Source organism: Streptomyces triticirhizae, from assembly GCF_003696235.1.
In the GTDB taxonomy this organism is placed as follows: domain Bacteria; phylum Actinomycetota; class Actinomycetes; order Streptomycetales; family Streptomycetaceae; genus Streptomyces; species Streptomyces triticirhizae.
Map to the genome: position 1 here is coordinate 1 of NZ_RFFJ01000077.1, position 25,499 is coordinate 25,499.

Genomic DNA, 25,499 nt, shown 5'->3' on the forward strand with positions numbered 1-25,499 from the left:
CGCGGCGCGCCCCTCCCGCGCGCCCTCGTCGGGGGCGCCGGCCGCGCCCGGGGCCGCCGGCTCGCCCGACTGCTCGGCGGGCGGCGCCGGTTGGGGCTCGGCCGCCCCGTTGTCCTGGGAGGTGGCGGGCGTTGACGGCTGGACGGCCGCCCCACCCGTGGTACGGAACAGTTCGTCGGCCGCCGGAAGGCTCACTCGGCGTGGCACCGGGCGAGCACCTCCCTGGCGAGCTGTCGATAGGCGGCGGCGCCCACCGAGTTGGAGGCGTAGGTGGTGATCGGCTCGCCCGCGACGGTGGTCTCGGGGAAGCGAACGGTGCGGCCGATGACGGTGTGGTACACGTTGTCATCGAACGCCTCGACGACCCGGGCGAGCACCTCGCGGCTGTGCACGGTGCGCGAGTCGTACATGGTCGCCAGGATGCCGTCGAGCCGCAGGTCCGGGTTGAGCCGTTCCTGCACCTTCTCGATGGTCTCGGTGAGCAGGGCCACCCCGCGCAGCGCGAAGAACTCGCACTCCAGCGGCACGATCACCTTGTGCGCCGCCGTGAGCGCGTTGACGGTGAGCAGGCCGAGCGAGGGCTGGCAGTCGATGATGATGAAGTCGTAGTCGTTGAGCAGCGGTTGGAGGGCGCGCTGGAGGGTGGACTCCCGGGCGACCTCGCTGACCAGCTGCACCTCGGCGGCGGACAGGTCGATGTTGCTCGGCAGCAGGTCCATGCCGGCGACCGCCGTCTTGAGCAGCACCTCGTCGGGGGCCATGCCCCGTTCCATCAGCAGGTTGTAGATGGTGAGGTCCAGCTCCATCGGGTTGACCCCGAGGCCGACGGAGAGGGCGCCCTGCGGGTCGAAGTCGACCAGCAGCACCCGGCGTCCGTACTCGGCCAGCGCCGCGCCCAGGTTGATGGCGGAGGTGGTCTTGCCCACGCCGCCCTTCTGGTTGCACATGGCGATGACCTTCGCCGGGCCGCGTTCGGTGAGCGGTCCGGGGATGGGGAAGTACGGCAGGGGCCGGCCGGTGGGGCCGATCCGCTCCCGGCGCTGCCGGGCGGCGTCCGGCGCGATGGTGGCCGCGTATTCGGGGTCGGGCTCGTATTCCGCGTCCGGGTCGTAGAACTGCCCGTCGGGGAGGTCTTCGTAGTCGGGGAAACGGTCGGACTCGCCGGCCGTACGGTTGCCTGTGACGGCACTGGCCTCGTGGCCGTCCGTGCTCTGATGCGCTGTCATGCTCGGTTGGCTCTGGTGGGTTGCGAAGGTATGAACAGCGACGGAGCCGTTGCCCGTCGAATCCGAGGCGCTCTGACGCCGCTCCGGGACCCCTGGCTGTGCTCCCCTGGGAGTAATTATCGACTCATTCACAAGTCGTCTTACCTCCTTGGGGACCAGGAAACTTCTAGACAGAGTCAGCGTTGCACCATGCCGACGTTTGGCGACTCTATGGCGTGTCGGCGGTCCGCAGCAACACAATCCACCGGACCGGCACGGATGTGTCGGCCATCGAACAATCGCTTGTCAAGGCCCCATGCTTCGCGAGCCGGGGCATTGCGCCCGCGCCGAGGCCCCTAAACCGCGACGTGAGCGCGGAGTTGAGGGGGTGTCGGGCGCCGGCGACAAGCGCCCGAGTGGCTGAATCGACACGGTCGTCGAACGGACCGGTGTGACATTCCCGATGTTGACGCGGGGAGTTGACCCGCCGGCCCGCGCCGGCGGGGCGTTCGGCTCAGGCGAGCACCTCGGAGGGCGCGGTGAAGGGCAGTTGGTGAGCCTCGGCGACCGGTTGGTGGACCACCTGGCCCTCGTGGGTGGCGAGCCCGGCGGCCAGCCCGGGGCTGGCGCGCAGCGCGGAACGCCAGCCGTCGGCGGCGAGTTGGAGAACGTACGGCAGGGTCGCGTTGGTCAGCGCGTGCGTTGAGGTACTGGGCACGGCGCCGGGCATGTTGGCCACGCAGTAGAAGAGCGCGTCGTGCACGGGGAACGTCGGCTCGGCGTGGGTGGTGGGACGGGAGTCGGCGAAGCATCCGCCCTGGTCGATCGCGATGTCGACAAGGACACTTCCCGGCCTCATCCGGGAGACCAGCTCGCCGCTGACCAGCTTGGGCGCGCGGGCGCCCGGCACCAGCACGGCGCCGATCACCAGGTCGGCGGTGAGCACCTCGCGCTCCAGGGCGAACGCGGTGGAGGTGACGGTGCGCACCCGGGTGCCGAAGGCGCGGTCCATCGCGCGGAGCTTGTCGGTGTCCTTGTCGAGGACGGTGACCTGGAAGCCCAGGCCGACCGCGATCTGGGTCGCGTTCCACCCGGCGACGCCGGCGCCGATCACCACGGCGTGGCCGGCGGGGCTGCCGGGCACGCCGCCGGGCAGCACGCCCCGGCCGCCGGAGGGGCGCATCAGGTGGTAGGCGCCGACCTGGGGCGCCAGCCGCCCGGCGACCTCCGACATCGGGGCGAGCAGCGGCAGGGCGCCACGGGCCTCGACGGTCTCGTAGGCGATGGCGGTGGTCCCGGCGGCCAGCAGCGCCTCGGTGCAGGCGCGGGAGGCCGCGAGGTGGAGGTAGGTGAAGAGCGTCAGGTCCTTGCGGAGCCGGTGGTACTCCTCGGCGACGGGCTCCTTGACCTTCAGCAGCAGGTCGGCCTCGGCCCAGACCTGGTCGGCCTCGGGCAGCACGGTGGCGCCGGCCGCGAGGTACTCCTCGTCGGGGATGGCGGAGCCGAGGCCGGCGCCGCTCTCCAGGAAGACCCGGTGGCCGCCGCTGACGAGTTCGTGCACTCCGGCCGGGGTGATGGCCACGCGGAACTCGTTGTTCTTGACCTCGCGGGGGATGCCAACCTTCATGTCGATCACGGTCCTTGTGTCGCGAAGGGGGTGCTGCCGCCATTCTAAGTAAGGAGAGAACGTTGTCCAGCCTTGCTTTCAGTCAATCATGGCGAGGCTTCGGCTGCGTTTCACAAGTGTTTCCCTCTGTAGGGGCAGAGGAATCATCCGGTTCTCCACCTCGTGGCGGCTCGGCCGGACGGGTGTCGGCCAGCAGCTGCTCGGCGACCGCGCGGTGCACGGCGGCGGTCTCGGCGCGGCCCAGGCGGTCGGCCGCGTCGGCCAGCCGCAGCCGCAGCGCGGCCTGGAGCCGCTGGTCGCCGGTGCCGGCCGCCAGCCGCAGCGCCTCCCGCCCCGTCCGCTCGGACTCCTCGTACTGGCCGGCGTACTCCAGCACCCGCGCCGCCTCGGTCAGCGAACGGGCGTAGGCGTGCGCGTCACCGCTCCTGCGGTGCGCCGAGGCCGCCGCCCGCCAGGCCCGCAGCGCCTCCTCCAGCTGCCCGTCGTAGGAGAGGACCGCGCCGATCCGGCCCTGGAGCCTGGCCTCGGCGGCCAGGTCGTCCCGGGTCTGGGCCAGGGCCACGGCCCGGCCGTACCAGTCGGCGGCGCGCTGCCAGTCGTTCAGCTCGGCGTAGGTGCCCCCGATGGACTCCAGCGTGCGGCCGACGGCCAGCGGGTCGGCCGCGTCGCCCTCGGCGCGGGCGACCTCCAGCGCGGCCCGGTAGCGGGCCAGCGCCTCCGCGAGCCGGCCGGTGCGCGCGTCCAGGTCGCCGAGGTTGAGCAGCGCCGCCGCGTGCTCCCTGGTGAGGCCCTGGCGCTGGGCCACCCCCAGCACCAGCTCGTGGAGCCGGTACAGCTCGGGCGCCGCGTCGTCCGCCCCCCGGTGGGCGATCAGCGCCCGGGTCAACGCGGCGACCAGTCGCCGCGCCAGGGTGTCCAACTCGCCGTCGGAGACGGCCAGTCGGGCGGCGGCCAGCAGCGCGGGCAGCCGGGCGGCCAGCCAGTCGGCGGCGGCCTTCGCGCTCTCGAAGCGCAGGGAGCGGGGCAGCCCGGCGAGCCAGCGGGCGGCCGGCGAGCCGGGCGGCTCGGTGGCCGCCAGGCAGGCGCGCAGCTGCCGGACGACCCGCTCCAGCATCCGCGCCCGCGCCAACAGCGCCTCGCCCGGGCGCTCGTGGGCGCGCAGCAGCGCGGCCAGCAGCGGCGCCAGGCAGCCCGGCACCCGGTACTGCGGCCCGACGCGGGACGCGCTCGACGCGGGGGGCGCGGGAACGGGGTGCAGCAGGCCGAAGGCGGCGAAGTCGGTCAGCAGGGCGCGGCCCACGCCGACCGGGGCGCCGGCCAGGGCGGCGGCGACATGGTCGTCGACCAGCCCCTCGGGCGCGAGCGCCAGCAGCCGCAGCAGCCGGGCGGCCGGCGTCGGCAGCGCCGCGTGCACCAGCCCGAAGGCGCGGTGCAGCGGCAGGTCGGCGGGGTCCAGCGGCTGGCTGTCGGGCAGCGGCAGGTGGTCGGCGGCGGTGGCGATCCCGCGGACCGCGTCGACCAGGGTGTGGTCGGGGTGGAAGGCGAGCCAGCCGGCGGTGAGCCGGAGGGCGGCCGGCAGGTCGGCGCAGATCTCGGCGAGGCTGTCGGCGGCGCCCGGGTCGACGGTGACCCGCACCGGGCCGGCGCCGCGCTCCAACATCCGCACGGCGCTCGGCCGGTCGAGGCCGCCCAGCACGCAGGGCCGGACGTCGGGGACGCCGGTGAGCGGCCCGCCGGCGACGGCCACCACCAGGCAGGCGCGGTGGTCGGGCACCAGCTCGGCGAGCTGCTCGGCGTCGGCCACGTCGTCCAGCACGAGCACGGCGGCCCGCCCGTCGAGGGACTCCGTCAGCAGGTCGGACAGCTCGGCGTCGCCTCCCCCGGCCGGGGCGGCGACGCCGAGTTGGGCGAGCAGCTCGCGGGCGACGCGTTCGACGGCGACGGGCTCGCCGCCCGGCTCGGTCAGCCGGGCGCTGAGCACCCCGTCGGGGTACTCGCCCGAGGCGGCGAGTTCGGCGGCGAACGCCTCGGCCAGCGCGGTCCTGCCGGTGCCGGGGCGGCCGGCGACGAGCAGCACCCGGCCCCGGGGCGCGGGGCGGCCGGCCAGGGTGTCCAGGCCGGCGCGCTCCGTCTCGGAACGCAGGCTCGCCAGCTCGCGGCGGCGGCCGAGAAAGTCCCCGCCGTCGGTGACCGTCTGTTCCGTCACGTCCGTCACGGGGTGAGCGTATGCCAAGGCCCCCGGGGCGCTGGGTCAGGACACGTCAGCTCGGGAACGGCCTGGCGGGCCACGGCGCGTCCGCCGGGCGCAGGGCCTCCAGGCCCTCGCCGGAGACGGCCGCCTGGTAGGCGAGGACGCCCAACGCCAGGCAGGTGTTGTGCAGCCGCCCGTCGAGCACCCCGCGCGCCAGCTCGGCCACCGGCACCCTGGCGATCCGCATGTCCGCCTCCTCGGCGAACACCTCGTACCGCTCTCCCTCGGCCTCCGACAGCTCCCTGGCGAGGAAGACCCGCACCGCCTCGTCGCTGCCGCCCGGGGTGGTGTAGACGTCGGTCAACACCCGCCAGTTTTCGGCCTTGACGTGCGCCTCCTCGTACAGCTCGCGCTGGGCGGCGTGCAGCGGGTTCTCGCCGGGGACGTCGAGCAGGCCCGCCGGGATCTCCCAGAGCTTGTGCCGCACCGGGTGCCGGTACTGCTCGATCACGACGGCCCGCTCCCGTTCGTCGAGGGCGAGCACGGCCACGGAGCCGGGGTGCACCTGGTAGTCGCGGTGCACCCGGCTGCCGTCGGGGAGTTGGACCTCGTCGGTGCGGACGCTGGTCTTGTTGCCGGTGAACGGGGTCTTCGTCGCGGTCACGGGCCACCGCGTCGGGGAGTCGACGAGCGGCACGGGGGACTGTTCGGTCATGCCCCTCAGTCTCCCCCGGCCGCCGAGGCCACGTCCGCGCCGTCGGCCGCGACCCGGGCGCGGACCGCCGCGCCGACCAGGCCGGCGAAGAGCGGGTGCGGCCTGGTGGGCCGGGAACGCAGCTCGGGGTGGGCCTGGGTGGCGACCAGATACGGGTGCACCTCGCGCGGGTACTCCACGAACTCGACCAGCTTGTTGTCCGGGGATGTGCCGGAGAAGACGAGGCCCGCCTTCTTCTCCAGCTCGGAGCGGTAGGCGTTGTTCACCTCGTACCGGTGCCGGTGGCGCTCCTCGACGTAGGGCTCGTCGCCGTAGGTCTCGCGGACGATGGAGCCCTCGGCGAGCTTGGCCGGGTAGAGGCCGAGCCGCATGGTGCCGCCCAGGTCACCCTCGCCGGCGACGATGTCCAGCTGCTCCTCCATGGTGGAGATCACCGGGTGCGCGACGGCCTTGTCGAACTCCGTCGAGTTGGCCCCGGGGATGCCCAGCAGGCTGCGGGCCGCCTCGATCACCACGCACTGGAGGCCGAGACAGAGGCCGAGCAGCGGGACCCTGTGCTCGCGGGCGTAGGTGATGGCGGCGATCTTGCCCTCGACGCCGCGCTCGCCGAAGCCGCCGGGGATGCAGATGGCGTCGCAGTCGGACAGCTGCCGCTCGGCGCCGCCGGGGACCCGGCAGTCGTCGGAGGTGACCCACTTGATGGTGACCCGCGCGTTGTTGGCGAACCCGCCGGCGCGCAGCGCCTCGGTCACCGAGAGGTAGGCGTCGGGCAGGTCGATGTACTTGCCGACCAGGGCGACGGTCACCTCGTGCCGGGGGTGGTGGACGCGGCGCAGCAGGTCGTTCCACTGCGTCCAGTCCACGTCCCGGAACGGCAGGTCCATGCGGCGCACCACATAGGCGTCCAGGCCGCCGGCGTGCAGCACGGGCGGGATGTCGTAGATGGACTTGGCGTCGATCGCGGCCACCACGGCGGCCTCCTCGACGTCGCACATCAGCGAGATCTTGCGCTTGATGGCGGTGGGCACCTCGCGGTCGGCGCGCAGCACGATGGCGTCCGGCTGGATGCCGATGCTGCGCAGCGCGGCGACCGAGTGCTGGGTCGGCTTGGTCTTCAGCTCGCCGGACGGGCCGATGTACGGCAGCAGCGAGATGTGCACCACGAACACGTTGTCCCGGCCGACCTCGTGCCGCACCTGGCGGACCGCCTCCAGGAACGGCAGCGACTCGATGTCGCCGACCGTGCCGCCGACCTCGGTGATCACCACGTCCACGTCGTCGGTCGCCAGCCGCCGGATGCGGTGCTTGATCTCGTTGGTGATGTGCGGGATCACCTGCACCGTGTCGCCCAGGTACTCGCCGCGCCGCTCCTTGGCGATCACGGTCGAGTAGATCTGGCCGGTGGTGACGTTGGCGCTGCCGTCGAGGTCGACGTCGAGAAAACGTTCGTAGTGCCCGATGTCCAGGTCGGTCTCGGCGCCGTCGTTGGTGACGAACACCTCGCCGTGCTGGAACGGGTTCATCGTTCCCGGGTCGACGTTGAGGTAGGGGTCCAGCTTCTGCATCGTGACGCGCAGGCCGCGCGCCTTGAGGAGGGCTCCGAGGCTGGAAGCGGTGAGCCCCTTGCCCAGCGAGGAGGCGACCCCGCCGGTGACGAAGATGAACTTGGTCGTCTTGGTCGTCATGGAACTGGGCGGCATGGCCAAATCGGGGCTCCCGTGGTCGTGAGGTCGGATGCCGGACGGCCCCGGCGGGCTGTTGCCTGGGGTGCCGTCGGAGAGTGTTCGAAGGTTTTCGGTGCCTCCGGTCCACGGGCTACCAGGGTAACAGCGAAGGTGCGGCACAAAGCGCCCAAGGGGTCGCCAGCTCAGCCTTTCGACATTTACCGACTAATGCGAACAAGGGTGCCTCGCCCTACGAACGGTATCCCCAGGTGTCCAGCGGATGTCGCCCGCGCGTCGTATCCTGCCTGGACGCCGGAATGGGCGAGGAGATTCCGCACGTCCCACGGGGGGCGGCGCTGTTCGACTGGAGTGGCAAGTGGCCGGGCGCATCGAGGACTACGCACTGGTCGGCGACATGCAGACCGCCGCCCTCATCTGCCGTGACGGCACCGCCGACTGGCTGTGTCTGCCACGGTTCGACTCCCATGCCGTCTTCGCGGGGCTGCTGGGGACCGACGAGCACGGTTTCTGGCGGATCGGGCCGGCGCACGGCAGGGACATGCCCTCGCCGCCGGCCAACCGCCGACGCTATGTGGGGGACTCCCTGATCCTGGAGTCCGAGTGGGACACCCCCAGGGGGACCGTCCGCGTGACGGACTTCATGCCGCCGCGCGGCGAGATGGCGCCGCAGCTGGTGCGGATCGTGGAGGGCGTCAGCGGCCGGGTGCCGATGCGCTCCTCGCTGCGGATGCGGTTCTCCTACGGCTGGGTGACGCCCTGGGTGCACAAGGTGGACGACCGGACGGTCGCCGTCTCCGGGCCTGACTCGGTCTGGCTGGACACCACGGCCGACACCTACGGCAAGGACCTCACGACCTACTCCGACTTCACCGTCGCCGCCGGGGACCGGGTCGCGTTCACCATCAGCTGGCAGCCCTCGCACAAGGAGCCGCCGCCGGTCGCGACGCCGGAGGAGTCGCTGGCCGCGACCGAGACGTTCTGGAGCGACTGGGTCGCCCAGTGCACCTACCACGGGCCGTACCGCGAGGCCGTGGTCCGCTCGTTGATCACGCTCAAGGCGCTGACCTACGCCCCGACCGGCGCCGTGGTGGCCGCGCCCACCACCTCGCTGCCCGAGGAGATCGGCGGCTCGCGGAACTGGGACTACCGCTTCACCTGGCTGCGGGACGCGGCCATGACCCTCTCCTCGCTGCTGCGCACCGGGTACCACGAGGAGGCCAGGGCCTGGCGCGAGTGGCTGCTGCGCGCGGTCGCCGGCGACCCGGAGAACCTCCAGATCATGTACGGCATCGCCGGCGAACGTGAGCTGGCGGAGGCCGAGTTGAGCTGGCTGCCCGGCTACGAGAACTCGCAGCCGGTGCGGGTGGGCAACGGCGCCGCCGGACAGCTCCAGCTCGATGTCTACGGCGAGGTCACCGAGGCGCTGCACCTGGCCCACATGACCGGGCTGTCGCGCAACGACCACGCCAACCTGCTCCAGCTCAAGCTCATCAGCTACCTGGAGGACCACTGGGACGAGCCGGACGAGGGCATCTGGGAGGTGCGGGGGCCGCGCCGGCACTTCGTTCACTCGAAGGTGATGACCTGGGTCGCGGTCGACCGCACCGTCAAGCTGATCGAGTCGGGCGAGGTGGACGGGCCGCTGGAGCGCTGGCGCGACCTGCGCGACGAGATCCACCGCACGGTCTGCGAGCACGGCTACGACGCGGAGCGCAACACCTTCACCCAGTCCTACGGCTCCAAGGAGTTGGACGCCTCGCTGCTGCTGATCCCGCAGATGGGCTTCCTGCCGCCGGACGACAAGCGGGTGATAGGCACCATCGAGGCGATCCAGCGGGAGCTGTCCACGCTGGACGGGTTCATCCTCCGCTACCCGACCGCCGGCGACCAGGCGGGCGTCGACGGCCTGGAGGGGGACGAGGGCGCGTTCCTGGCCTGCTCGTTCTGGCTGGCCGACGACCTGGCGATGATCGGTCGGGTCGACGAGGCCCGCAAGCTCTTCGAGAAGCTGCTGGCGCTGCGCAACGACCTCGGACTGCTGGCGGAGGAGTGGGACCCGCGCCGGATGCGGCAGGTGGGCAACTTCCCGCAGGCGTTCAGCCATGTGCCGCTGATCGACACGGCCCTGCGCCTGACGGCCTCGGGGGCGTTCGGGGGCTGAGGGCCCGCGCGGGGCCGCCCGTTCGCCGGATGGGCGGCCCCGCGTTCTTCCGTCAGCCGGTCTGTTCGACGGAGACGTAGTCGATCAGATAGGAGTGGCCCGGCTCGGTCGCCGGGGTCGGGGTGGCCTGGCCGGCGACCCCGTCGGGGAACGCGCCGCCCATCGCCAGGTTGAGCAGCACGAAGTGGCCGTGGTCGGTGGCCGCCGCCCAGGTCGCCGCGTCCATGTCGGCGGAGCTGACGGAGTGGTACTCGTTGCCGTCGAGGTACCAGCGCAGGTACTCGGTCTCGCCGGTGCGGTCCAACTCCAGGGCGTAGGTGTGGAACTGGGTGCCGCAGGTGTCGCAGGGCGTCGAAGTGCCCAGGCCCTGGGTCTCGTTGCAGGGGCCGCCCGGGTTGACGCCGCAGTGGAGCACGCCCCAGACCTGCGGGACGCCGTTGACGTTCTCCATGATGTCGAACTCGCCGACGCCCGGCCAGTTCCAGTAGTTGCCCCGGTACTCGCCGCCCAGGGTCCAGAATGCCGGCCAGTAGCCGAGGGCCGCCTCGCCGGAGACGTTGGGGAGTTGGAGGCCGGCCTCGATGCGCAGCACCCCGCCGTCGGGGGCGGCGAAGTCGGCGCGCTGGGTCTCGATCCGGCCCGAGGTCCAGGTGTCGCCGTCGCGCAGCGCGGTGATCTTCAGGTGGCCCTCGCCGTCGAGGCTGAGGTTCTCCGGGCGGTCGGTGTAGGTCTGGCGTTCGCCGGTGCCCCAGTTGGGCGGGCCGCCGGGGTAGCCGGTCCCGGTGTCGATGATCCAGTCGTCGCCGGGTGGGCTGCCGGCCGGCCCGTCGAAGTCGGCGCGGAAGACCTCGACCAGGGGCGCGGGTCCCGCCTCGGCCTCCTGCGCGCCGGCGGAGGGAAGCGAGACGGTGACGAGCGCCGCCAGCGCGGCGCCCACGGCGACCAGCGCCGCCAGCGGCCCGCGCCGCATCGTTCTCCTGTTCATGACAATTCACTCCCGTGGGGTGGAGCTTCGGTGTGGATGTTTCCCGTGCGCTTTCTCGTGTGTGTCTTCTCGTGTGGGGGTGGGGACTTCGGGCGTTTCCGGAAGGTCCTCCCGGGGACGCGCCCGAAGCGGGCGAACGCCCGTCACCTCGCGTCCCGGCGAGTGTGAGAGCGCTCTCATGCCGTGCCCCTGCACACTGTCGCCGCTTGCCTGTACCGTCAAGGGGCCACGAGACAAGAGGATGTGAAGGTGTCCGCTGCCCACCCCACACTGGAGGCCGTGGCCGCCCACGCCGGGGTCTCCCGGGCGACCGTTTCGCGGGTCGTCAACGGCACGCCGGGGGTCCGCCCGGAGCTTCGGGAGAAGGTCAAGCGCTCGGTGGCCGAGCTGGGTTACGTGCCCAACAGCGCGGCCCGTTCCCTGGTCACCCGGCGCACCGGAGCCGTCGCCGTGGTGATCGCCGAGCCGGAGACCCGGGTCTTCGCCGACCCGTTCTTCGCCCGCCAACTGCGGGGCATCAGCCGGGAGTTGTCGGCCAACGACCTGCAACTGCTGCTGATGCTGGTGGAGGACGACGCGGACTACCAGCGGGTGGGGCGCTATCTGGCCGGCGGCCATGTGGACGGCACGCTGATGTTCTCCCTGCACGTCAACGACCCGCTGCGCGGCATCGCCGCCGCCTCCGGGCTGCCCACCGTCTTCGGCGGCCGCCCCTGGTGGCCGGGGTGGGAGGACGACGCCTCGCTGGTCTATGTGGACACCGACAACCGCGACGGCGCCCGGCAGGCCGTCCGCCACCTGGTGGATCGCGGCCACCGCAGGATCGCGGTCATCACGGGCCCACTCGACCAGACCTCGGCCGTGGACCGACTGGCCGGCTACTGCGACGTGTTGGACGTTCCCGAACCCGACCCGGCGCTCCACGCGCACGGCGACTTCACGCTGGAGGGCGGCGCCCGCGCGATGGCCGAGCTGCTGGACCGCTCCCCCGCGCCCGACGCCGTCTTCGCCGGCAACGACCTGATGGCCACCGGGGCGCTGCGCACGCTGCGCGCCCGGGGCCTGGCGGTGCCCGAGGACGTGGCGGTCGTCGGCTACGACGACCTCGACCCCGCCGCCTGGTCCGACCCGCCGCTGACCACGGTCCGGCAGGACATCGTGCGGATGGGCGAGATCATGGCCCGGCTCCTGCTGGAGAACCTCAACGAGCCGGAGCCGAAGGCCCGTTCGGTCATCATTCCGACGGAGCTGGTGGTCCGCGCCTCGGCCTGACGGCGTGCGGGGCTCGGACGCGAGCCCGGACCGCAGGCGGCTGATGCCGTGACGGACCAGGATGCGGTGCACGGTCGAGGCGGGCAGGCCCAGGATGGGCCCGATCCGGGCCGGGCCCAGCTTGCGGTCCCTGCGCAGCCGGCACACCCGTGCCTCCATGACGACGGGTGTGCGGTGAGGCGTGGTCCGCGGGCGGCTGGAGCGGTCGGCAAGACCGGCCTCACCCTCGACCGCGAACCGGCGGACCCACTTGTGCGAGTCGTTCGGGAGACGCCCGTCTCGGCCGCGACGTGCGCGACAGGACGGCCGGAACGAACCCGCTCGACCAGCAGCCGCCTGCCATGAACCGTCAGCCGGGCATTACGGTGGGACACGAAGACCTCCATGCGGTGCGGTCCTAGACAGCTCCACCACATCGGAGGTCTTCGCCATGATCAAGCCCCGACCCCTTCGACCAGTGTCAACAACGCTCGTGGTCAATACACCTAGCCGGCCGCGTGGGCCGGCCGCGCCGTCGAGAAGTGGGCCACGGTCCCGTCGTCGCCGGTGCGCCGCAGTCCCGCCTTGAGCAGGACCCGCAGCGACGCCGGGTTGGTCAGCTCCGCGCTGGCCCGCACCTCCCGCACCCCCGGCGCGGCCAGCGCGAACGCGACGAGCGCGCGGGCCGCCTCCGTCGCGACCCCGTGCCCTCGGCGCGAGGGCACCACGCCGTAGCCGAACTCGACGACGCCGTCCAGCGGCGGCCAGCCGAAGCCGATCGAGCCGACCACGAGGCCGGTGGCACGTTCGACGATCAGCCGGTGGCCCAACGGGTGGACCGCCGGCGCCTGTTCGGCCAGGAGGCCGGCGATGACGCGGTCGCCGTCGGCGGGGAAGTCGCCCGCCCAGTTCGGGGCGCGCAGGTCGCCGCCGACGGCGGCGAGCTCGGTGTCGGTCCAGGGGCGCAACAGCAGGCGCTCGGTGGACAGTTCGGCCCCGGTCGCGGCCCCCGTCAAGGGAGCCGGGGAGGCCGGGAGACGCGGCCTGTCCGAGGAAGGGTCGGGGAAGGAACTGGTCACGGTGGAACTCCAGGTCGGAACGAGGAAACCCGGACCGCGCGGCGTGCGGCGCGACGTCAGCCGGCGCGACGTCAGCCGGCGGCGGTCCGGAAGTGGGCAGCGCGAGACGCGGCCTGGCAGGCCATACCCATCAACCTCCCCGTTCCCGTCGTATCCCGCCTCGGCGGAAACCGCCAACCGGCGCCCCCGGCCGCCAACCGGCGACCCGGCCGGAGGCCACTCCGCGAACCCGGCCGCCAGGCCGGGAAGCCCCGCACCCCCAACCCCCGGCAGGGGTCAGCGACCCGAGGTCAGCTCATCGTAGACGCTCAACACCTGTGCCACGGTCGTGTCCTCCGTCGGCCACCGGCGGGCCTGCGCCGGGCCGGCCACGGCCAGCGCCGCGCGCCGGTCCGGGTCGTCGAGCAGCGCGTTGACCGCCGAGCCCAGCGCCGCCGGCTTGCCGTAGGGCACCAACACGCCGGCGTCGCCGACCACTTCGGGCACCCCGCCGACGGCCGTGGCCACCAGGGGGACGCCGCGCCGCAGCGCCTCGTCGACCAGCGGCGGCCGGCCCGCCCAGCGGGCCACGAGCAGGGCCAGATCGGCGATCGGCAGCAGCTCGGTCGGTTCCTCGCCGGGGGCGAGCAGCCGCACCGGGAGGTGGCCGCGTTCGATCCGGCGCAGCAGCGCGCGGTCCCGCCCGTCCGCGGCCAGCGCCAGCAGCGGCTGCGGAAGCCGGTCGCGCCAGTAGCGGGCGGCGTTCAGCAGCAGGTCGAGCCCGGGGTCGCGGCCCGGGTCGCGGGTGGGGCGGGTGGCCGCCACCAGCAGCGGGCGGTCCAGGGCGCCGAGGTCGGCGCGGAGCTTGGTGCGGTGCGCCTCTGCCATCCGGTCGGCGTGCGCCGAGCGCCGGGGCGCGGGCAGCGCGACGGGCGCCAACCGCGCGTCGCGCGCGCCCCGTTGACGCGCCCGTTGCACCAGGTCGGAGGTGGCGCCGAGGACCACGGTCGCGGCCCTGGCGACCAACCGCTCGGTGAGCGGCCGCAGTTGGGCGGCGGGGCCGGGCGCGGTGGCGCGCGCGTGCCAGGTGACCACGAGGGGAACGGAACGCCCGCGCAGGGCCAGGGTGGCCAGCAGCCCCGCGCGTATGCCGTGCGCGTGCACGAGGTCGGCGTCGGCGCAGGCCAGCCGCAGCAGCCGCACGGCCGCCAGGCTCGCGTCCACGGGCAGCGGAACGAAACGGGCGCCGGCCGAGGCGAAGCCGTAGCGGCGCTCCGCCGAACCGGCGGCGCCGACGGTGACCGCCAAGCCCCGGGCGGCCAACCCGGCGGAGAGCGAACGGACATGGGCCCCGGTGCCCACGCCGCCGCCACCCAGGAGCTGCACCACGTGCAGGGGCGCACGTCGGCGCGGGGTGGGGGGCGTGCTGCTCACGGCGACCTCTCGTTGGCTGGACCTGCGGTGACGACGCCGCTGGGCCTCGTCGCTGCCGCCGGCGGCCGGGCCGCCGACACCCCAGCGTACGTCGTCGCGCACAGCGACCTTCCGTTCGCTGGGAGTGGCAACGGACTCCAGGATGCCAGCCCGGCCCCGGATCGCGGTAGCACCGGCCACCCGCACGGCGTAGGCGGCGCGCCGGTCAGCGCCCCCGCTCGCGCAGCTGCGCCGCCGCCGTCGCCAACAGCTCCTCGGCGTGCGCGCGGGCGAGTTCGGAGTCCTCCTGTCCGGCGAGCATCCGGGAGAGTTCACGGACCCGCCCCTCGCCGTGCACCAGGCGGACGCCGGAGCTGGTGACCGTTCCGTCGTGGGTCTTCTCCACCACCAGGTGGCGGTCGGCGAACGCGGCGACCTGGGGCAGGTGGGTGACGACGACCACCTGAGCGGCGTCGGCGAGCCTGGCCAGCCGCCGGCCGACCTCGACGGCGGCCTTGCCGCCCACGCCCGCGTCGACCTCGTCGAAGAGGTAGGTGGGCACGGGCGCCGCGTCGGCGAAGACCACCTCGACGGCGAGCATCACCCGGGACAGCTCGCCGCCGGAGGCGCCCTTGGCGATGGGGCGCGGCGGTGCGCCGGGGTGCGGGGCCAGCAGCAGCTCCACCTCGTCGGCCCCGTGCGGGCCGAAGTGGACGGGGCGGCCGTTGAGTTCGATCAGGTCGTCGGCCGCGTCGGAGGGGCCGGCCTCGGTCTGCCGGACGGCGACCCGCACCCGGGCGTGTGGCATGGCGAGCTGGGCCAGCTCCTCGGTGACGGCGTCGGCGAACCGCTTGGCGGCCTGGGAACGCGCCTCGCTCAGCGTGAGGGCGAGTTCGGTCAACTCCTCGCGCAGCCGGTCGCGTTCGGCCGTCAACGCGCCGATCCGGTCGTCGTCGCCGTCGAGTTCGGCGAGCCGGGCGGCGCCGCGTTCGGCCCACTCCAACACGGCGGCGACGCCGGCGTCCGGGCCCTCGCCGTACTTGCGGACCAGGCCGGCCAGCAGCGCGCGGCGCTCCTCGACGGCGGCCAGCCGCCTCGGGTCGGCCTCCAGGCCGTCGGCGTAGCCGGCCAGTTCGCCGGCCGCGTCGGACAGCAGGATGCCGACCTCGCCCAGTCGGTCGGCCAACTCGGCCAGCGCCTTGTCGTGTTGCCGCACCGACTCCAGCGCGCGGTGCGCCCCGCCGACCAGGGTGACGGCGTCCACGCTCTCGGGGTCGGCCGGGTCGCCGGCGAGCGCGCCGTGCGCCTGGGCGGCGGCGGAGGCCAACGCCTCGACATGGCCGAGCCGTTCGGCCTCGGCGGCCAGCTCGGCGTCCTCCCCGGCGCGCGGCTCGGCGGCGGCGATCTCGTCCAGGCCGAACCGCAACAGGTCGGCCTCCTGGGCCCGTTCCCTCGCTCGGGTGGTGATCTCGGCCAGCTCCCCGGCGACGGCGCGCAGCCGGTGGTAGGTCTCCTGGTACGCGGCGAGCGGCCCGGAGACGGCCTCGCCGGCGTAGCGGTCCAACGCCTCCCGCTGCCGCGCCGGGCGCAGCAGGCCCTGTTGGTCGGTCTGGCCGTGCACGGCGACCAGCTCCTCGCCCAGCTCGGCGAGCAGCCCGTTGGGCACCGAGCGGCCCCCGACGTGGGCCCGGGAGCGCCCCTCGGCGGAGACGGTGCGGCTGATCAGCAACGCCCCGTCGTCGAGTTCGGCGCCCGCCTCCTGGGCGCGGCGCGCGGCCGGTGCGTCCGGCGGCAGCGCCAGCCGGCCCTCCACCACGGCGGACGGCGCGCCGACCCGCACATAGCCGGCGTCGGCCCGCCCGCCGAGCAGCAGCCCGAGGCTCGTGACGACCATGGTCTTGCCGGCCCCGGTCTCCCCCGTCACAGCGGTGAAGCCGGAGGACAGCTCGACCACGGCGTCGTCGATCACGCCGAGGCTCTTGATCCGCATTTCCTCCAACACGGATACGACCATACGAGGTTAACGGGCCCCGTGGCGACGACGGGCCCCGAACATCAGTGCGGAGCCCCGCGCCAGCCGGCGACCGGCAGCGCGAACTTGGCCACCAGTCGGTCCGTGAACGGCGCGCGGTGCAGCCGCGCCAGCCGAACGGGAACGGCGCCGCGCCGCACCTCGATCCGCGAACCGGCCGGCAGATCGACGTTGCGCCGCCCGTCGCACCACAGCACGCCGGGCCCGGTGTGCTGGCCCACCTCCACGGCCAGTATCGAGTCGGGCGCGGTGACCAGCGGCTTCGCGAACAGCGCGTGCGCCGAGATCGGCACCATCAGCAGCGCCTCCACCTCCGGCCACACCACGGGCCCGCCGGCCGAGAACGCGTAGGCCGTCGAACCGGTCGGGGTCGCGCACACCACGCCGTCCCCGCCGAAGCCGGAGACCGGCCGGCCGTCGACCTCGATCACCAGCTCAAGGAGGCGTTCCCTGGCCGCCTTCTCGACGGCCGCCTCGTTGAGCGCCCAGTCCGAGTGCAGAAGTTGGCCGTCGCTCAGAACGGTGACGTCCAGCGTCATCCGCTCCTCCACCTCGTACCTGCGGGCCACCACCCGGTCCACGAGGTGCTCCAGGTCGTCCCGCTCCGCCTCGGCGAGGAAGCCGACGCGGCCCAGGTTGACGCCGAGCATCGGCACGCCCGAGGCGCGGGAGAACTCCGCGCCGCGCAGCAGGGTGCCGTCCCCGCCCAACACGACCAGCAGCTCGCAGCCGTCGAGCACCCGGCCGCCCTCGCACTCGGCCTTGGCGACGCGCTCCACCGCGTCGGGCAGCGGCAGGTCCGCGGCCTCCTCGGCCAGCACCCGCACCCCGAGGCCGTGCGCCAGCAGCCCGGCGACCACCCGCTCGGCGCTGCGCACGGCGGCCGGGCGCCCGGTGTGGGCGAGCAGGAACACGGTGCGCTGCTTGGCTTCGCTGGTCACTTGGGCCCTTCCGTCACGGCGTGGCGCACCTGATCCGGGTCCAAAGCGGGGGCCCCGGCGCGCAGCCACAGGAAGTATTCAACATTCCCCGACGGCCCCGGAAGCGGGCTCGCGGTGACGCCCAGCGCGCCGAGCCCCAGCTCGGCGGCTCGCCGCCCGACGCCCAGCACCGCCTCCTCCCGCAACGTCGCCGACCGCACCACGCCGCCGCTGCCCAGCCGCTCGCGGCCCACCTCGAACTGCGGCTTGACCATCAGCACCAGGTCGGCGTCCGGCGCGGCGCAGCGCAGCAGCGCGGGCAGCACCAGGCCCAGCGGGATGAACGACAGGTCGCCGACCACCAGATCGACCGGCCGGCCGCCGATCGCCTCCAGCGTCAACTCCCGCACGTTGGTCCGGTCCTTGACGGTGACCCGCTCGTCGGCCCGCAGCCGCCAGGCGAGCTGGCCATAGCCGACGTCCACGGCGATCACCCCGGCCGCGCCGGCCCGCAGCAACACGTCCGTGAAGCCGCCGGTCGAGGCGCCCGCGTCCAACGCCAGCCGCCCCTCGACGCGCAGCCCGAGCGGGGTGAACGCGGCGAGCGCGCCGGCCAGTTTGTGGCCGCCTCTGGAGACGTAGTCGGGGTCGTCGGCGTCCTCGCGGACGACGAGCGCCGCGCTGGTGGCGACCTGCGTCGCCGGCTTGCTGGCGGTGGCGCCGTTGACGGTGACCCGCCCGGCCTCGATCAGGCCGCGCGCGTGGTCACGGGAACGCGCCAGCCTGCGGCGCACCAGCTCCGCGTCGAGCCGGCTGAGCCGTCGCTGTGTCGCTGCCACGGGGGCGTTCAGCTCCTGGGTGGGTGAGGGGCCCGCGGCACGGGCGGGCCGGGTTGTCGCTGCTGCTCGTCGAGCGCGGCCAGCGTCCGCCGCAGGCCGTCGTGGACATCCTCGTACACCTCCAGATGCCCGCCGACACCGAGTTGGTCAACGTCCGCGAGCCGCGCCAACACCGCGTCGACGGGGCCGTGCCCCGTCGACGTCACCCCCACGCCCAACGGCTGCGGCCCGTCCACGACTTCCGGCCGCGCCTCGTCCCCCACCTCTTCGAACTCCGCTGCACCCATACCCCGAACCTATCTGCTCGGGCCGCAGCGGCCCCACCGGACGCCACCGCCCAGCCGGCGGCGCCGCACCGGACCCCGCCGGCCCTGGGGGCCGGCGCGGGAGCCACCCACGGCGTGGGGCGGGCGACGGCTGCTCCGGGGTTTCCGCCGCGCGGAGCGAGCGGGGGGACGCTGGGAGTCCATTCGGCCCCCGGCCGGGGCATCCCCGCACGGGCGGGGAGCACCGTTCGCGACCTGCGGTTCTATCCCCCGTTCCCCCTCCCTTCACTCAACTTCACCTACCGCCCAAGAACCAGCCCCGCCCCTCAACTCCCCAGCCAGCCAAGCCCCCTCACCACCCCAGCTCGGCCAGCGCGGCGCCGTACGCCTCCGCGCGCGGCGGCTCGGGTGAGGACCAGACCGCCGCGCACAGCGCCCGCAGGCCGTCCAGACGGCCGGCGTCATCCCGAGGCCCGCCGCCAGGCGAAGCCGGCCTAACGACAGCCCGGCCGTCGGCCACCTCCGCCCGCCAGTCCCCGCACCGGAACCCCGCGCCCTCCGTGGCAACGGACGGCTGGGGAGTCAGCAGCCCCCGCAGGTCCGCCGCGACATACGTCGGCCGGTGCCGCGCCTCGGCGGCGAGCAGCAGCGCCGGGTCCGTGACGCCGGTGAGGACGAGCAGCGAGTCCACGCCCCCCGCCCACGCCCCCTCGATGTCCGTGTCCAGCCGGTCCCCGACCACCAACGGCCGCTTCGCGCCGGTCCGCAGGATCGTCTCCCGGTGCATCGGCGGCAGCGGCTTCCCCGCCACCAGCGGGTCCTTCGTGTGGCCGGTCGCGATCCGCACCACCTCGACGGCCGCCCCGTTCCCCGGCGCGATGCCCCGCCCGCTGGGGATGGTCAGGTCGGTGTTGGAGGCGTACCACGGCACGCCCCGGTTCACGGCGAGCGCCGCCTCCGTGAGCACGCCCCACGGCAGTTCGGGCCCGCCGTAGCCCTGGACCACGGCCGCCGGGTCGTCCTCGGCGGAGTCGACGGGCGTCAGGCCGCGTTCGGCGAGCGCGACCCGCAGGCCCTCGCCGCCCGCGCAGAGCACCCGCGCGCCGGCCGGCACGGCCTCCGCGATCAGCCGCGCCACGGCCTGCGCCGAGGTGACCACCTCCTCGGGCACGGCCGGAACGCCGAGCGCCGTCAGGTGCTCGGCGACCGTCTTCGGGGTGCGGGCCGCGTTGTTGGTCACATACGCCAGCCGCATCCCCGCCTCGCGCGCGGTGGCCAGCGAGGCGACCGCGTGCGGAACGGCCGCGCCGCCCGCGTAGACGACGCCGTCGAGGTCCAACAGCGCGGTGTCATAGGCCCGGTGCAGCGGCTCGGCGGAGCCGGCGGGGCAGGTCCTGGGGTTGTTCGTCGCGTCAGCCATCGCACCGCATCATCGCGCACGCGCTCCCGGCCTACGATGCCAGGATGCATGTCGCGGGTCTCACCCTCGCCCCGTTCCACGCCGTGCGCTACCAACCCCGGCGCGTGCGCGACCTGGCGGCCGTCACCTCACCCCCGTACGACGTGGTGGTCAAGCCGGACGGCCTGCACCGCCTGGAGACCGCCGAACCCCACAACGTGGTCCGGCTGATCCTGCCGCAGGACGCCGACCACGCGGCGGCCGCCGCCCGGCTTCGGCACTGGCGCGCCGCCGGCGTGCTGACCGCCGACCCACGGCCCGGCCTCTACGTCTACGAGCAGCGCACCGCCGCCCACGGCGTTCTGCAACGTGGCCTGCTCGGCGCGCTGGCCCTGACCCCGCCCGCCGAGGGCGTCGTGCTGCCGCACGAGGGCGTGATGCCCGAGGTCGTCGATGAACGGGCCTCCCTCATGCGCGCCACCCGGGCCAACCTGGAACCGCTGCTCCTCTCCTACCGTGGCGACCCGGCGGGCGCGGCGGCCGCCGCCGTCGCCCACGTGCCGGGGGAACGCCTCCCGCTGCTGGCCACCACCACGGCCAACGGCGTCCACCACCGCGTCTGGCCGATCCACGACCCGGCCGAACAGGCGGCCATCAACGAGGAGTTGGCCGGCCATCGGGCGCTGATCGCGGACGGCCACCACCGCTGGGCCACCGCCCTCCGGCTCAACGACGAACACGGCGGCGCCCCGCCCTGGAACCGCACCCTGGTGCTGCTGGTGGACACCGAACGCCACCCGCTGCGGGTGCGCGCCATCCACCGGGTGCTGCCCCGGCTCACGCCCGCCGCCGCGCTGGCCCGCCTCGACGGCGCCTTCCGCGCCACGCCGCTGCCCGGCCACACCCTGTCATCGGCGCTGGAGCGCCTGACCGCCGCCGAGGGCCCGGCGCTGCTGCTGGCCGGCGATGACGCGTTCCACCTCATCGACCGGCCCGCGCCCGAGCTGCTTGCGCGCACCGTGCCGCGCGACCGCCCCGAGCGCTGGCGGGAGTTGGACGCGACGGTGCTGCACCACGCGCTCCTGGACCACCTCTGGCGCCCGGGCCCGCACGACGCCGGCGCCACGGGGAACGGCCTCGCCGTCCGCTATCCGCACGACGCGCCCAGCGCGCTCGAACAGGCCCAACGGCTGGGCGGCAGTGCGGTGTTGCTGCGGCCCGTGGCCGAGTCCACGGTGCGGGAGCTGGCGGAGGCGGGCGTGGTGATGCCGCAGAAGTCCACCTCGTTCGGGCCCAAGCCGGCGAGCGGGCTGGTGCTGCGCGACCTGGACGACGAAGCGCCAGGCCGGTGACCAGGCCGGGCGCCGGACCAGGAACCAGGCCGGATTGCCGATGAAAATTAGGCTAGGCTAACCTCACTCCAGTCCCCTCCTGCGACTTGGAGTTCCATGCGCGGTCAGCCCTTCACCCGAAGCCACCCCGAGCTGGGGGCGTTCTCCCTCCGGCCCGTCGACCCCGCCGTCGACTGCCCCCTGTTGCACCGCTGGCTCACCCACCCCAAGGCCGTCTACTGGATGATGACGGACGCCCAACTCGGGGACGTGGTCAAGGAGTACGAGACCATCGACGCCGACCCCGGGCGCGCCGCGTACCTCGGCCACCACCGGGACGCCCCCGCCTTCCTGGTGGAGACCTACGACCCGGCGGGGGACCCGGTCGGCGCCACCTACCCGGTGCGCGAGGGCGACATCGGGATGCACTTCCTCGTCGCGCCCACCGACGCCCCGATCCACGGCTTCACGCTCGCCGTCATCGAGACCGTCATGGAGCTGCTCTTCGCCGACCCCGCCAACCGCCGGGTCGTCGTCGAGCCCGACGCCGGCAACCACGCGGTCCACCGGCTCAATGAGGCAGTCGGCTTCATACCCGAGAGAACGGTCGAACTCCCCGACAAGACCGGCCTGTTGAGCTTCTGCACCCGCGAGCAGTACCGAGCGACCACCAGCCAGCGACACCCAGGAGCCGCCCGATGACCCCCACCGCCCAGGACACCGTCGCCCACCTCAACCCCGAGCACTGGGCCCAGGCCAACCGCCTGCTCATCCGCAAGGCCATCGCCGAGTTCTCCCACGAGCGCCTCCTGACCCCCAAACAGCAGCCCGACGGCCGCTACGCCGTGCACAGCGACGACGGCTCCACCGCCTACCGCTTCGCCGCCCGCCACCTCTCCCTCGACCACTGGCTGATCGACCCCGCCACCCTCACCAGGGAACGCGCCGGCGAGACCCTCCCCCTCGACGCGCTCGACCTGATCCTGGAGTTCCGCTCCTCGCTCGACCTCAGCGACGAGATTCTCCCCGTCTACCTGGAGGAGATCGGCTCCACCCTGGCCAGCGCCGCCTACCGGCTCTCCCACCGCACCCACAGCGCCCCCGAGCTGGCCGCCGCCGACTTCCAGACCATCGAGGCCGGGATGTTCGAGGGCCACCCGTGTTTCGTCGCCAACAACGGCCGACTCGGCTTCGACTCCGCCGAGTTCCACGCCTACGCCCCCGAGACCGGCGCCCCCGTCCACCTCACCTGGCTCGCCGCCCGCCGCGACCGCGCCACGTTCACCGCCTGCGCCGACCTCGACTACGACCAGCTCATCGCCGGCGAACTCGACGAGACCGAACGCGCCACTCTCGCCCAACGCCTCACGGACCAGGGCCTCAACCCGGACGACTACTACCTCCTGCCCACCCACCCCTGGCAGTGGCAGAACAAGATCTCCGTCACCTTCGCCGCCGAGGTCGCCCAGCGCCACCTCGTCCACCTCGGCACCAGCGAGGACCGCTACCGCGCGCAGCAGTCCATCCGCACCTTCTTCAACCAGGACCACCCCGAGAAGCACTATGTGAAGACCGCCCTCTCGGTCCTCAACATGGGCTTCGTCCGGGGCCTGTCCGCCCGCTACATGCGCGTCACCCCGGCCATCAACGACTGGCTGTACCACCTCCTCACGAACGACGAGGTGTTGGCCCGCTACGGCTTCGGCATCCTCAGGGAACGCGCCGCCATCGGCTACCACCACCGCCACTTCGAGAAGGCCGCGAAGAAGGGCTCCTCCTACCTCAAGATGCTCGCCGCCCTCTGGCGCGAGAGCCCGGTCCCCACCCTGGCCCCCGGCCAACGCCTCGCCACCATGGCCTCGTTGCTGCACGCCGACCCCGAAGGCCCCTCCCTCGTCGGGGGGTTGATCCGGGAGTCCGGCCTCCCCGCCGAGCAGTGGCTACGTCGCTATGTCGACGCCTACCTCATACCGGTGGTGCACTGCGCCTACGCCCACGACCTGATGTTCATGCCACACGGCGAGAACGTCATCCTCGTCCTGGAGAACGGCGTCCCCGTCCGCATCCTGATGAAGGACCTCGCCGAGGAGATCGCCCTCCTCAACGAGGACGCCGAACTCCCCGAGGACGTCGAGCGCATCCGCTTCCCCACCCCGAGGGAGGACATCTGGCCGCTGACGGTCTTCACCGACGTCTTCGACTGCTTCTTCCGCTTCCTCAACGCGCACCTGGTCAACGACGGCCTCCTCGACGAGGACACCTTCTGGCGGACCGTGGCCGAGGCCGTCGCCGACTACCAGCGGAGCGTCCCCGAACTCGCCGAGAAGTTCCAGCGCTACGACCTCTTCGCCGCCGGCTTCCACCGGGTCTGCCTCAACCGCCTCCAGCTGAAGAACAACCAGCAGATGGTCAACATCGAGGAGCCCGACGAGGACGAGTCGCACCTGGTCGGCCAGCTCGACAACCCGCTGGCCGACCACCGCCCAGCCCCGGCGAAGGCTCAGTCCTCCGCGTCCTGATCCAACTCCGCGTCCAGCTCCGGGTCCAGGGCGTCGACGAACTCGATGCCGTCCAACTCGGCCAACCGGTCGGAGGCGTTGGTGGTGCCGCCCTGGTCAGCCTCCAGCGCCTTGGCGAACCACTCCCGCGCCTCCGACTCCCGGCCGACGGCCAGCAGCGCGTCGGCATAGGCGTACCGCAGCCTGGCCGTCCAGGGATGCACCGCCGTGGACGCCAGCTCCGGGCTCTGGAGCGTCACCACGGCGGCGTCCGCCTGCCCCAGATCGCGCCGCGCGCCGGCCGCGACCAGCCGCATCTCGACCTGCCCGGCCCGGTCCAGCTGCTTGACCTCGGGCTCGCCGGCCATCGCCAACGCCCGCTCGGGACGGCCCACACCGCGCTCGCAGTCGGCCATGATCGGCCACAGATGCGTCGAACCCATCATCCGCCGCGCCGCCCGGAACTCGTTGAGCGCCTCGGCATACCGGGCCACCCCGTAGGCGGCGAACCCGGCCGCCTCCCGCACCGCGCCGACCCGCGAGGCCAACCGCAGCGCGACCTTGGAGTACTCGTAGGCACGCTCGGGGTCCTCGTCCAGCAACCTGGCCACCATCACCAGGTTCTTCGCCACGTCCTCGGCGAGCGTCTTAGGCAGACTCATCAGCTCCTGCCGCACGGAACGGTCGATCTCCTCGCCCGTCACCTCGTCGGGAATAGGCAGCCGCCGCTGCGGCGGACGCTCCGAGCGCTCCCGGCCGTCCCGCCGGTCGCGCCCGTCCCCGCGGAACCCGCCGCCACCGGCACCGCCACGCCCGGGCGGCCGCCCCCGGTCATCGCGCCGGTAGCCGCCCCCACGGCCGCCGGTCCCCTGCCTCGGCCGGTCATCCCGCCGCACACCACGGTCGCGGTCGTCCCGCCTCGTCCGATCGTCCCTGGGCCGGTCGTCGCGGCGGTCATCGCGCCGGTAGCCCCGATCCCGGTCATCGCGCCGGTAGCCACCACGGTCCCGGTCATCCCGCCTCGGCCGGTCATCCCTGCGGAAGCCCCGGTCCCGATCCCGGTCGTCGCGACGGAAACCACGGTCGCGGTCGTCCCGCCTGGGCCGATCGTCCCTGAACCGGTCACCCCTCGGCCAGTCGTCCCTGGGGCGGTCATCGCGACGGAACTCCCGCCGCTCGGCACCGCCCTGGCCCCCGTGACGAGGACGGTCGTCCCGTCGGAAGCCGCCTCCGCGCCCATCCTGCCGGGGCCGGTCATCCCGCCGGAACTCGCGCCGACCGTCACCGCCCTGCCTCGGCCGGTCGTCCCGTCGAAAGCCTCCGGACCGGCCGTCCTGCCGGGGCCGATCGTCCCTGGGACGGTCGTCGCGACGGAACTCCCGCCGCTCGCCACCCCGTTCACGCCAGCCCTGCCGAGGCCGGTCGCCATCACGCCGGAACCCGGAACGCGGACGCTCGTCACGGCGCTCCCCGGATTCACCGGAGCGGTCATCGGAAGAGTCGGACATCGCCGTGACTCCCTTCTTTTCTTTCTCGATAAAAAACAAAAAGGACCCCTGGTTCCCCAGCCAGTTACGCTGGGGAACCAGAGGTCCCATCAATGATTGTCCGGCGGCGTCCTACTCTCCCACACGGTCCCCCATGCAGTACCATCGGCGCTGGAAAGCTTAGCTTCCGGGTTCGGAATGTAACCGGGCGTTTCCTCTCCGCCATGACCACCGAAACACTAGAAGAAGTGCTCCAAGCGAACAAGCACACTGTTCAGTTGGAAAGCACAACAAGTGCTGATGATTGAATTCACAGTGGACGCGAGCATCTATGGACAAGCCCTCGGCCTATTAGTACCGGTCAACTCCACCCATCACTAGGCTTCCATCTCCGGCCTATCAACCCCGTCGTCTACAGGGAGCCTTACCCCATCAA

The 25,499-nt window shown here is 73.3% G+C and carries 19 protein-coding genes, 2 rRNA genes and 2 pseudogenes; 5 read left to right on the plus strand and 18 right to left on the minus strand.

The genetic code is table 11. The features are described from left to right. The 6 genes and pseudogenes from EBN88_RS15265 to EBN88_RS15290 form a co-directional block, all read right to left on the minus strand. Positions 1-207: pseudogene (locus EBN88_RS15265) on the minus strand (hypothetical protein); the annotation flags it as partial. Next, positions 192-1,226, minus strand: coding sequence for a ParA family protein (locus tag EBN88_RS31230; protein ID WP_233580696.1), 1,035 nt, complete (start codon positions 1,224-1,226; stop codon positions 192-194). The gene EBN88_RS31230 and the pseudogene EBN88_RS15265, both read right to left, overlap by 16 nt. 493 nt (positions 1,227-1,719) lie before the next feature. Next, on the minus strand, positions 1,720-2,832 hold the full coding sequence (gene ald, locus EBN88_RS15275) for an alanine dehydrogenase (RefSeq protein ID WP_122184445.1): 1,113 nt from the start codon (positions 2,830-2,832) through the stop codon (positions 1,720-1,722). Positions 2,833-2,914: 82 nt separating this feature from the next. Continuing rightward, the gene (locus EBN88_RS15280; RefSeq protein ID WP_407703414.1) at positions 2,915-5,038 is read right to left on the minus strand and encodes a tetratricopeptide repeat protein; all 2,124 of its coding nucleotides are present in this window, start codon (positions 5,036-5,038) and stop codon (positions 2,915-2,917) included. A gap of 55 nt (positions 5,039-5,093) precedes the next feature. Then, the gene (locus EBN88_RS15285; RefSeq protein ID WP_407703413.1) at positions 5,094-5,738 is read right to left on the minus strand and encodes an NUDIX domain-containing protein; all 645 of its coding nucleotides are present in this window, start codon (positions 5,736-5,738) and stop codon (positions 5,094-5,096) included. A gap of 5 nt (positions 5,739-5,743) precedes the next feature. Further along, complete coding sequence (locus EBN88_RS15290; RefSeq protein ID WP_122184434.1) at positions 5,744-7,438, minus strand: CTP synthase; 1,695 nt, start codon at positions 7,436-7,438, stop codon at positions 5,744-5,746. 340 nt (positions 7,439-7,778) lie between these two features. On the opposite strand from EBN88_RS15290, the gene EBN88_RS15295 reads away from it, so the two are divergent. Next, the gene (locus EBN88_RS15295) at positions 7,779-9,584 is read left to right on the plus strand and encodes a glycoside hydrolase family 15 protein (RefSeq protein WP_122184435.1); all 1,806 of its coding nucleotides are present in this window, start codon (positions 7,779-7,781) and stop codon (positions 9,582-9,584) included. A 52-nt stretch (positions 9,585-9,636) separates the two neighbouring features. Here EBN88_RS15295 and EBN88_RS15300 read toward each other — a convergent pair whose 3' ends face one another. Further along, positions 9,637-10,569 (minus strand): glycoside hydrolase family 16 protein, encoded by a 933-nt coding sequence (locus tag EBN88_RS15300; RefSeq protein WP_122184436.1) that lies wholly within the window; start codon positions 10,567-10,569, stop codon positions 9,637-9,639. A 249-nt stretch (positions 10,570-10,818) separates the two neighbouring features. Between EBN88_RS15300 and EBN88_RS15305 the strand changes: the two genes are divergently transcribed. Beyond that, on the plus strand, positions 10,819-11,841 hold the full coding sequence (locus EBN88_RS15305) for a LacI family DNA-binding transcriptional regulator (RefSeq protein ID WP_122184447.1): 1,023 nt from the start codon (positions 10,819-10,821) through the stop codon (positions 11,839-11,841). 30 nt (positions 11,842-11,871) lie between these two features. Here EBN88_RS15305 and EBN88_RS15310 read toward each other — a convergent pair. The 8 genes and pseudogenes from EBN88_RS15310 to EBN88_RS15345 all read right to left on the minus strand — a co-directional run. Then, a pseudogene (locus EBN88_RS15310) lies at positions 11,872-12,215 on the minus strand (leucine zipper domain-containing protein); the annotation flags it as partial. 111 nt (positions 12,216-12,326) lie between these two features. Further along, on the minus strand, positions 12,327-12,836 hold the full coding sequence (locus EBN88_RS15315; RefSeq protein WP_233580698.1) for a GNAT family N-acetyltransferase: 510 nt from the start codon (positions 12,834-12,836) through the stop codon (positions 12,327-12,329). A gap of 339 nt (positions 12,837-13,175) precedes the next feature. Further along, a complete protein-coding gene (locus tag EBN88_RS15320) occupies positions 13,176-14,414 on the minus strand; it encodes a glycosyltransferase family 4 protein (RefSeq protein ID WP_325052757.1) in 1,239 nt (412 codons plus the stop codon). Between the two features lie 103 nt (positions 14,415-14,517). Beyond that, positions 14,518-16,305, minus strand: a complete 1,788-nt coding sequence (gene recN, locus EBN88_RS15325) for a DNA repair protein RecN (protein ID WP_122184437.1) — start codon at positions 16,303-16,305, stop codon at positions 14,518-14,520. Between the two features lie 41 nt (positions 16,306-16,346). Continuing rightward, complete coding sequence (locus EBN88_RS15330; RefSeq protein ID WP_199742369.1) at positions 16,347-17,264, minus strand: NAD kinase; 918 nt, start codon at positions 17,262-17,264, stop codon at positions 16,347-16,349. After that, positions 17,261-18,082, minus strand: a complete 822-nt coding sequence (locus tag EBN88_RS15335; protein ID WP_122184438.1) for a TlyA family RNA methyltransferase — start codon at positions 18,080-18,082, stop codon at positions 17,261-17,263. Before EBN88_RS15335 ends, EBN88_RS15330 begins: the two co-directional genes overlap by 4 nt. Before the next feature lie 8 nt (positions 18,083-18,090). Next, a complete protein-coding gene (locus EBN88_RS15340) occupies positions 18,091-18,369 on the minus strand; it encodes a hypothetical protein (protein WP_122184439.1) in 279 nt (92 codons plus the stop codon). Between the two features lie 331 nt (positions 18,370-18,700). Then, positions 18,701-19,768, minus strand: coding sequence for an HAD hydrolase-like protein (locus EBN88_RS15345; protein ID WP_122184440.1), 1,068 nt, complete (start codon positions 19,766-19,768; stop codon positions 18,701-18,703). Between the two features lie 44 nt (positions 19,769-19,812). On the opposite strand from EBN88_RS15345, the gene EBN88_RS15350 reads away from it, so the two are divergent. The 3 genes from EBN88_RS15350 (at position 19,813) to EBN88_RS15360 (ending at position 23,597) form a co-directional block, all read left to right on the plus strand. Next, a complete protein-coding gene (locus EBN88_RS15350) occupies positions 19,813-21,099 on the plus strand; it encodes a DUF1015 family protein (RefSeq protein ID WP_122184441.1) in 1,287 nt (428 codons plus the stop codon). Positions 21,100-21,195: 96 nt separating this feature from the next. Then, positions 21,196-21,780, plus strand: coding sequence for a GNAT family N-acetyltransferase (locus EBN88_RS15355; RefSeq protein WP_122184442.1), 585 nt, complete (start codon positions 21,196-21,198; stop codon positions 21,778-21,780). Then, entirely contained in the window at positions 21,777-23,597 is a 1,821-nt protein-coding gene (locus EBN88_RS15360) for an IucA/IucC family protein (RefSeq protein WP_122184443.1), read from the plus strand. The genes EBN88_RS15355 and EBN88_RS15360 overlap by 4 nt, the downstream gene beginning before the upstream one ends. On the opposite strand, the gene EBN88_RS31235 is transcribed toward EBN88_RS15360, so the two are convergent. The 3 genes from EBN88_RS31235 to EBN88_RS15375 all read right to left on the minus strand — a co-directional run. Then, positions 23,579-24,298, minus strand: a complete 720-nt coding sequence (locus EBN88_RS31235; RefSeq protein WP_199742371.1) for a hypothetical protein — start codon at positions 24,296-24,298, stop codon at positions 23,579-23,581. The genes EBN88_RS15360 and EBN88_RS31235 overlap by 19 nt on opposite strands. Positions 24,299-25,182: 884 nt before the next feature. Beyond that, positions 25,183-25,299, minus strand: a 5S ribosomal RNA gene (gene rrf / locus EBN88_RS15370). 95 nt (positions 25,300-25,394) lie between these two features. Continuing rightward, a 23S ribosomal RNA gene (locus EBN88_RS15375) occupies positions 25,395-25,499 on the minus strand; the annotation flags it as partial.